Annotated in this window: 8 protein-coding genes; 5 read left to right on the top strand and 3 right to left on the bottom strand. The window is 66.4% G+C overall.

The features are described from left to right. Positions 1-470 precede the first annotated feature (470 nt). Positions 471-1,184, bottom strand: a complete 714-nt coding sequence (locus AC066S_RS32105; protein WP_126258636.1) for a DUF599 domain-containing protein — start codon at positions 1,182-1,184, stop codon at positions 471-473. 124 nt (positions 1,185-1,308) lie between these two features. Here AC066S_RS32105 and AC066S_RS32100 point away from each other — a divergent pair, with 124 nt between their 5' ends. From AC066S_RS32100 to AC066S_RS32085, 4 genes are all read left to right on the top strand, one after another. Beyond that, positions 1,309-1,968: a glutathione S-transferase family protein gene (locus tag AC066S_RS32100; protein WP_478271491.1), complete on the top strand. Its 660-nt coding sequence runs from the start codon at positions 1,309-1,311 to the stop codon at positions 1,966-1,968. Positions 1,969-2,264: 296 nt separating this feature from the next. After that, positions 2,265-2,468 (top strand): hypothetical protein, encoded by a 204-nt coding sequence (locus AC066S_RS32095; RefSeq protein WP_126258634.1) that lies wholly within the window; start codon positions 2,265-2,267, stop codon positions 2,466-2,468. 172 nt (positions 2,469-2,640) lie between these two features. Beyond that, a complete protein-coding gene (locus AC066S_RS32090; protein ID WP_478271490.1) occupies positions 2,641-3,645 on the top strand; it encodes a hypothetical protein in 1,005 nt (334 codons plus the stop codon). A gap of 42 nt (positions 3,646-3,687) precedes the next feature. Next, on the top strand, positions 3,688-4,128 hold the full coding sequence (locus AC066S_RS32085; RefSeq protein ID WP_126258632.1) for a DUF1489 family protein: 441 nt from the start codon (positions 3,688-3,690) through the stop codon (positions 4,126-4,128). Here the strand turns inward: AC066S_RS32085 and panC are convergent. Next, positions 4,125-4,976: a pantoate--beta-alanine ligase gene (panC, locus tag AC066S_RS32080; protein WP_478271489.1), complete on the bottom strand. Its 852-nt coding sequence runs from the start codon at positions 4,974-4,976 to the stop codon at positions 4,125-4,127. The two genes, AC066S_RS32085 and panC, sit on opposite strands and share 4 nt — an antisense overlap. Before the next feature lie 150 nt (positions 4,977-5,126). After that, complete coding sequence (locus tag AC066S_RS32075) at positions 5,127-5,261, bottom strand: hypothetical protein (protein WP_283810597.1); 135 nt, start codon at positions 5,259-5,261, stop codon at positions 5,127-5,129. On the opposite strand from AC066S_RS32075, the gene AC066S_RS32070 reads away from it, so the two are divergent. Next, the gene (locus AC066S_RS32070) at positions 5,260-6,183 is read left to right on the top strand and encodes a division plane positioning ATPase MipZ (protein WP_126258630.1); all 924 of its coding nucleotides are present in this window, start codon (positions 5,260-5,262) and stop codon (positions 6,181-6,183) included. The two genes, AC066S_RS32075 and AC066S_RS32070, sit on opposite strands and share 2 nt — an antisense overlap. The last annotated feature ends 134 nt before the right edge of the window (positions 6,184-6,317 follow it).

Genomic DNA, 6,317 nt, shown 5'->3' with positions numbered 1-6,317 from the left:
CGAGAGCGAGAACGTATGCCCGTCGCCACACACGCGGTGTCATCGCCCGGTTCAACCGGGCGATCCAGTATTCCAGAGACGCCAGCGATCAATCCGAGAAGCCGCGGCGTACTGGATTCCCCGCCTTTCGCGGGGAATGACAGCCTCACTTGGAGAACCAGCTATCGCCTCATCCTCCGTCATTGCGAGCGCAGCGACTTGTCCGCCGAAGCCTTGGCGAAGGCGGAAGCAATCCAGAAATGTGTCCGCAGTAATAGTCTGGATTGCTTCGTCGCAAGGGCTCCTCGCAATGACGGGGAGAGAGCATGTGCGCCACACTCAGCTCTCGCGCCCCGGACGCAGCGCAGCGTCCCTTCGACGGTGCGCTGCAGAGCCGGGGCCCATGTCGCGGCATTGTGCCGTGTCGCCCTGGGTCCCGGCTCTGCGCCGCAACGCCGAGGGGGGTGCAGCTTGTCCGGGACACCGGCGCCTCAATGACCGCGCTTCATCCCCTGATCTGCGTCCACCTCCGGGGCCATCGCCATCCAGGCGCTGGATGCGAACTGCCGGCGCCAGGTCACGACCACAACGGCGGCGGTGGTGACGAACAGCACCCATGGGCTGACGAACCAGCCGAGATAGCCGAGCGCGAAGAAGAACGCGCGCTGGCCGCGGTTGAAATGGCGGCCGGCGGATTCGAACAGGCGCGAGGTGCGGATGACGTGGGCTTCGGCCGCTGGCGTGTCGCGCTGGTCCGCCGCCGGCATGCCGCCGAACAGGATCGCGACATAGTTGAACAGGCGATAGGCCCAGGCGAATTTGAAGAAGGCATAGACGCAGATCAGCACGAGGCCGACGCATTTCAGTTCCCACATCGCCGGCGAGGTGCTGAGATCGACCGGAAGCTTGCTCAGAATCGTGATGGCGTCGTTGGTGGCGTGCAGCAGCGCCAGCGCGCCGCCGAGCGCGAACAGGCTGGTGGAGGCGAAGAAGGCGGTGCCGTTCTGCAGCGAGGTCATGATCTGCATGTCGACCATGCGGGTGTCGCGGTCGAGCATCCGGCGGACCCAGACCTCGCGATAACGGTTCATGCGCGCCGACAGGCTGTCGCGGCCGTAGGCCGAATGCTCCAGCGTCAGGGCATAGACCAGCCATTCGATGACGAAGAAGCCGACGGCGGCGATGTCGACCCAGTGCCTGCTCATGTCTGTCTCCTGGCGCGGACGGCAACGATTGCCACGCGTGGGCCGGCGCGGCAACGATTGATTGGCGGCAGGTGATGGCGTTAAAAGCGGCTCGCTCGAGGACGTCTCTGGAAGGACTGATGACATGGCTGCGCTGAAACTCGCCATCGGCAACAAGAACTACTCGTCATGGTCGATGCGGCCCTGGCTCGCGCTCCGCGCCAACGACATTCCGTTCGTGGAGACGCTGATTCCGCTCTACACCGACAATCCCGCGGACAAGGAGCAGATCCTGTCCTTCAGCCGCGCCGGCAAGGTGCCGGTGCTGGTCGACGGCGACGTCACGGTGTGGGATTCGCTCGCCATCATCGAATACATCGCCGAGCGCTATCCGGAAGTGAAGCTGTGGCCCGATGACGTCGCCGCGCGCGCGCATGCCCGATCGGTGTGCGCCGAGATGCATTCCGGCTTCGTGGCGCTGCGCAACGAATGCGGCATGAACCTGCATCGGCCGATCCGCCCCGTGGCGCTGTCCGCGGAGGCCAAGGCCAACGTCGCCCGCATCGAGGAGATCTGGCGCGAGTGTCGCACGCGCTACGGGGCGGGGCCGTTCCTGTTCGGCCGCTTCGGCGCGGCGGACGCGATGTACGCGCCGGTCGTGCACCGCCTGCGCACCTACGCGATCGAGGTTGCGCCGGATACCAAGGCCTACATGGAGACGATGATAGCGCTGCCGGCGTTCCAGGAATGGACCCGCGACGGGCTGGCCGAAACGCTTGTCATCGCCAAGTTCGAGGACGCCTGAGCGCCGGGGGCTGCCCGAGACCCGCTGGCCCCTGTGGCGGCCGGCGGCGCATGGCCGGAAATTGACCGGGGGCCATGGCGTCAGGGGCTGCGACAAGCTGTCTGAACGAGCGGCCCCCGCCGGTATCATCGGCCCGCCGGTTCCGGTCCTATCATTCTGAAAAGACTGCAAAATATACGCGCTTGCCATGCAGGCATGGCGCTGGCCAAAACCACGGGTCGCGTGCTATAAAGTACATGGGTTTCCGGCCGGCCGTCGTAGTGGGACCATGGGCGAGGCAGGCGTTGTTTGGAGTGATGGAGAGGGTGTTGAAGCACAAATTCCCGATTGGAACGCGCGTATTGTTCACGGCCAGCAACGTCGCGCGCCCCGCCGCCAGCGGCGCGTATGAAATCATCCGTCTGCTGCCGACCGATGGCGACGATTGCCAATATCGGATCAAGAGCTCGACCGAAGCCTTCGAACGCGTCGCCAAGGAAAGCCAGCTCGCGCTGTCCTGAAGCCAGCTCGCGCTCCTGAAGGCTGACGCATCCCGCATTGCTGCCATCAGCGAATAGTGTCCTGCCGCCGTCAAAAGGCCCGCTTCACCTCCAAAAGGTGGGCCGGGGCAGTTGCCGATTAGCGGTGCTCGCTTGACCATTCGCTCTCTGCTCGCGTGAGGGGACGTCGCGCATGAACTGGGCTTGGGCCACTTCGCTCGACCAAATCTGGCGCTCACCGGCCCTTCCGATGTGGATGACGCTGGCCGCTGCGGGATTCTTCGGATTGATCCTGCTGATCACGTTGCTGCGCGCCGACAGATCGGTTGCCAACGGCGCCCTGACCGTGATCACGCTGCTCTCCATTGCGATCGCCGGAGCTGCCACCGTGCGCGTCTATGGCCCATTGGGCTCGGACGCGCCGGCCGAGGCGCGCGCGCCGGGCGCGGTCGTCGCCAGCCTGCCGGCACTGTCCTGCCTTGACGATCTCGCCGGCGATGCGGTCGCCATCGGCTGCGAAAGGGCGCTGTTCGGCTCGCCGGATGCGGTGGCCGCGGCCGTGTCCTACACCGCGGCCCGGATCGACCGGCTGATGGCGCTGGGCGATGCCGCGACCGCCGACAAGAGCCTGACGGCGGACATCAAAGCGCTGCGCAAGGCGCTGGAGCGCGATCGCTACGGCCTGGTGGCGCAGGTGCTGGTCGTGCGCGACGGCTGTACCCAGTTCGAGTGTGCCGCGTTCCGCTCGCTGACCGACCAGCAGCAGGTCGCTGCCAACATGGATTCCCATCTCTACGACGTGCTGGTCGCGCGCCATGCGCCGACCTGGAATGCGCCGGCGACGGCGGCGGCAGCGGCGCTGCCGCCGAATGCGGCGCTCGCGGGTCTGCCGCCCTCGATGCCGACGGGCAAGCCGACCAATGCCGAGTTCCCGAGCTCCTCGTCGACGCCGCCGGTCAGCATCATGAATCCGGAGCCCGCGGCGACGGCGCGGCAGGCCGCGCCGCCGGCAAACGCGGCGGCAGCGCCGGCCGCTTCGCGCGCGCCGGCAGCTGCCTCGGCACAGGCTTCAGCGCCTGCGGCGCCTGCTGCGAAGCGGCCGCCGGCCCCGAAGGCTGCGCGGGCCACCGCAGCACCGGTTCCGCTCGCGCCTCCGCCGGCGACCGCGGCGGCTCCCGCGGCTGCGGATAACGAATAGTTCGGCATTCCAAATGCGGTGTTGCCCGGCTAATGCTGGGCCATGCCGCTACATCTGATCAAGCTCGCCGTCGGCTGCGACTCCGTCAAGGAATTGAAGGAGTGGGTCGCCGAACGGATGCAGACCGCCAAGAAGAAGGGTCTGCCGCAACGCCACATCCACATCACCCGCATGGTGCCCAAGCGCGACGCCGAGATCCTCGCCGGCGGGTCGCTCTATTGGGTGATCAAGGGCGAGATCGCCGCGCGGGAAAAGATCATCGGCATCGAGCCGTTCCGCGACAAGGACGGTATCGGGCGCTGCCGCATCGTGATGCAGCCGAAGGTGATCTCGGTATCGCCGCGGCCGATGCGCCCGTTCCAGGGCTGGCGCTATCTCACGGAGGATTCCGTGCCGCCCGATCTCGGCAGGTCCGCCGCCGGCTCGATCGCGGCGATGCCGGAGCCGATGCGGCGCGAACTGCGCGATCTGGGGCTGCTCTAAACCGCGATATTGTCGATCAGCCGGGTGCTGCCGAGCTTGGCCGCCACCAGGATCCGCAACGGGCCGTCCTTGCGCGAGGCGACTTGTGCCAGCGTCTCGGCATGGCGGAGCTCGTAATAGTCCAGCGCAAAGCCCGCCGCCTTGATCATCTCGGCGCCGCCGGCCATCGCCGGCGCGATGGCGTCGCCGGCCTTGATCCGCCGCGCGCTCTCTTTCATGGCCCGGTAGAGCATGGGGGCGGTCTGCCGCTCCTCGGCCGACAGGTAGACGTTGCGCGAGGACATCGCGAGTCCGTCGCGCTCGCGCACGGTGCGCGAGCCGATCACCTTGACGCCGAGGTCGAGGTCGCGCGCCATCTGCGTCACCACCCGCAATTGCTGAAAGTCCTTTTCGCCGAAGATCGAGAAGTCCGGCCGGCACTGCGTGAACAGCTTGCCGACCACGGTGGCGACGCCGCCGAAGAAATGCGGGCGAAAGCGATCCTCGAGGCCGGCGAGCGCCGGCCCCTCCGGCACGATGCGGGTGGCGAAGCCCTCCGGATACATCGCCTTGACGTCCGGATGCCAGACGATGTCGACATCCTCGGCCGCGAGCTTGGCGATGTCGGCCTTCCAGGTGCGCGGATAGGCGCCGAAATCCTCGGTCGGGGCGAACTGGGTCGGGTTGACGAAGATCGAGACGACGACGCGGCTGGCGCGCCGCTTGGCGAGGCGGACGAGGGACACATGCCCGTCATGGAGGGCCCCCATGGTCGGGACCAGCGCGATCGTGGCCTTTCGCTTGCGAAGATTGTCGAGGGCGCGGCGCAAGGTTGGGACCGTGCGGGCGATCAAGGGGCTTGATGACATCGAGACTCGGCAGGGTTGGGAATCGGTGCGGCGCGATCTGCGCCCGGGAGGACTAACCTTAACAAGCAGCGATCATGGACGCCATGCACCCGGATGCGGCACAGCATCCCGCGCAAGGCCGCGCACGACATCGCGGCATTATGGGCTGGATCACAGACGAAGATTGGCGCCGCGATTCATGATGAAGAACGGCGCAATACGATTTGCATGACCTGTCACGCATTTCACTTGACCGCAGACGCGGCCAACTCGAAGATATTCATCAGGGGTGTTGAGGATCGCCATGCTTGTGCAGGCTAGCCAAGGCCAATCCGGCTCGGCGCATGTAGTCGTGCTCGGCAACGAGAAGGGCGGCTCCGGCAAGTCGACCACCGCCCTGCACATCGCCGTTGCGCTGCTGAAGGCGGGCCAGCGCGTCGCCACCATCGACCTCGACTGCCGTCAGCAGAGCTTCACCCACTACATCAACAACCGCGCCGCCTGGGCGCGCCGCACCAAGCTGGACCTCGAACTGCCGGTGCATCGCTGCATCAAGCTCGGCGAGACCATGCAGATCGCCGAGAACGAGAATTCCGAGTTCCAGCAGTTCATGGAGGCGGTCTCGGTAGTCGAGAGCAGCTTCGACTTCATCGTGATCGATACGCCGGGCACCGACAGCTACCTGATGCGGCTTGCGCATTCGATGGCCGACACGCTGGTCACGCCGATCAACGACAGCTTCCTCGATTTCGACGTGCTCGGCACCGTCGATCCCGCGAGCTACGCGGTGACCGGCGAGAGCCATTACGCCGAGATGGTGCGCGACGTCCGGCGCAAGCGCCGCCAGCTGGACGGTTCGACCACCGACTGGATCGTCGTGCGCAACCGCCTGTCGATGCTCGGCTCGCGCAACAAGCAGCTGGTCGCCGAGGGGCTGAAGGATCTGTCGCTGCGGCTCGGCTTCCGCTACGTCGATGGCTTCGCCGAGCGCGTCGTCTATCGCGAATTCTTCCCGCGCGGCCTGACCGCCCTCGACGAGATCGACGAGGCCACGCTCGGCATGCGGCCCAATCTCGGCCATCTCACCGCCCGGGAAGAGGTGACGAGCCTGCTGCGTCAGCTCAAGCTGCCGCTCGACGAGCGCGGCCGCCGCCGCGCCGCGAACCGGGCCGAGTGGTTCAACCAGGTCGACAAGCCGCTCGAAGTCCACGACATCCTGGGCGCCTGAGGCGGTATACCGCTACTTCCCATCATCTGACCGCGCCGGATTCCTCTGGAACCGCGATCGCGCTCGGCCGTTTTTATTCTGCGTTTACCGTGAAATTGAACCCGACCGGGTCCGGTTGCGTCGGATGGTAAGCT

This window comes from Bradyrhizobium sp. CFUWI (genome assembly GCF_056429085.1).
Note: the sequence above shows the minus strand (reverse complement) of the source record. Positions and strands in the feature narration are given on the sequence as shown.

Excerpts from the sequence above, each read along its gene's own strand:
- AC066S_RS32075 (WP_283810597.1), bottom strand. The coding sequence starts at position 5,261 with ATGGCGATCCTCAACACCCCTGATGAATATCTTCGAGTTGGCCGCGTC.
- panC (WP_478271489.1), bottom strand. The coding sequence starts at position 4,976 with ATGTCATCAAGCCCCTTGATCGCCCGCACGGTCCCAACCTTGCGCCGC.
- AC066S_RS32105 (WP_126258636.1), bottom strand. The coding sequence starts at position 1,184 with ATGAGCAGGCACTGGGTCGACATCGCCGCCGTCGGCTTCTTCGTCATC.
- AC066S_RS32100 (WP_478271491.1), top strand. The coding sequence starts at position 1,309 with ATGGCTGCGCTGAAACTCGCCATCGGCAACAAGAACTACTCGTCATGG.
- AC066S_RS32090 (WP_478271490.1), top strand. The coding sequence starts at position 2,641 with ATGAACTGGGCTTGGGCCACTTCGCTCGACCAAATCTGGCGCTCACCG.
- AC066S_RS32070 (WP_126258630.1), top strand. The coding sequence starts at position 5,260 with ATGCTTGTGCAGGCTAGCCAAGGCCAATCCGGCTCGGCGCATGTAGTC.
- AC066S_RS32085 (WP_126258632.1), top strand. The coding sequence starts at position 3,688 with ATGCCGCTACATCTGATCAAGCTCGCCGTCGGCTGCGACTCCGTCAAG.
- AC066S_RS32095 (WP_126258634.1), top strand. The coding sequence starts at position 2,265 with ATGGAGAGGGTGTTGAAGCACAAATTCCCGATTGGAACGCGCGTATTG.